The organism is Lentilactobacillus parafarraginis DSM 18390 = JCM 14109 (genome assembly GCF_001435895.1).
GTDB classification, from domain to species: domain Bacteria; phylum Bacillota; class Bacilli; order Lactobacillales; family Lactobacillaceae; genus Lentilactobacillus; species Lentilactobacillus parafarraginis.
Genome location: NZ_AZFZ01000184.1, coordinates 1 through 892, shown reverse-complemented (window position 1 = coordinate 892; position 892 = coordinate 1). Strand labels below are relative to the sequence as shown.

The 892-nt window shown below is 38.0% G+C and carries 1 protein-coding gene and 1 pseudogene; both read left to right on the top strand.

The window, feature by feature from the left end; all coding sequences use genetic code 11:
- Positions 1-48: 48 nt before the first annotated feature.
- Positions 49-579, top strand: a pseudogene (mobQ, locus tag FD47_RS16020) (MobQ family relaxase); the annotation flags it as partial.
- Between the two features lies 1 nt (position 580).
- On the top strand, positions 581-892 hold a 312-nt coding region (locus FD47_RS16015), incomplete at both ends, for a MobA/MobL family protein (RefSeq protein ID WP_235806126.1).

Here is an 892-nt window from a genome sequence, read left to right as displayed (position 1 = left end):
GCGACAACAAAATCAAACCCATAAACCCAAAGAAAGGTGGTGACCGACATGGCAATTTTTCACATGAGCTTTAGTAATATTAGTGCTGGAAAAGGAAGAAGTGCAATTGCTGGAGCAAGTTATCGAAGTGGCGAAAAATTATTCGATCAAAAAGAAGGTCGAAGTTATTTTTATGCCCGATCGGTTATGCCAGAAAGCTTTATTTTGACACCAAAGAATGCGCCAGAATGGGCGAGTGATAGAGAGAAATTGTGGAACGAAGTAGAAAGAAAAGACCGTCGAGCAAACTCACGGTACGCTAAAGAGTTTAACGTGGCTCTACCCGTTGAATTAAGTGAAGATGAACAGAAAGAATTATTGACAAAATATGTACAAGAAAATTTTGTTGATGAAGGTATGGTTGCCGATGTGGCAATTCATAGAGATCACCCAGATAATCCGCACGCTCATGTGATGTTAACTAACCGTCCATTTAACCCAGACGGAACGTGGGGATTGAAAAGTAAACGAGAAAACATATTAGACGAAAATGGGAACAAGACTTATACAGGAAATAGTCGTTTCCCAAGATCAAGAAAGNAAAATATTCCCGATCGGATCAGCGAAAAATCCTTTGAAAATCAAGGAATAGATGAAGTTCCAACTCAACATGAGGGAATCAATAGTAAGCGGCATGAAAGAAAAGAATTTAATCAACAAGTTAAGGACTATCGCAAGGCCAAAGCCAGTTATAAAAATAACCAAGAAAAAGCAATCAATAGAGGTCATTTAGATAGCCTAAGTAAACACTTCTCGTTTAATGAAAAACGGGTAGTTAAAGAGCTAAGCCATGAACTGAAAACTTATATCAGTTTGGAGAACTTAGATGATAAGCGGCGCATGCTATTTAATT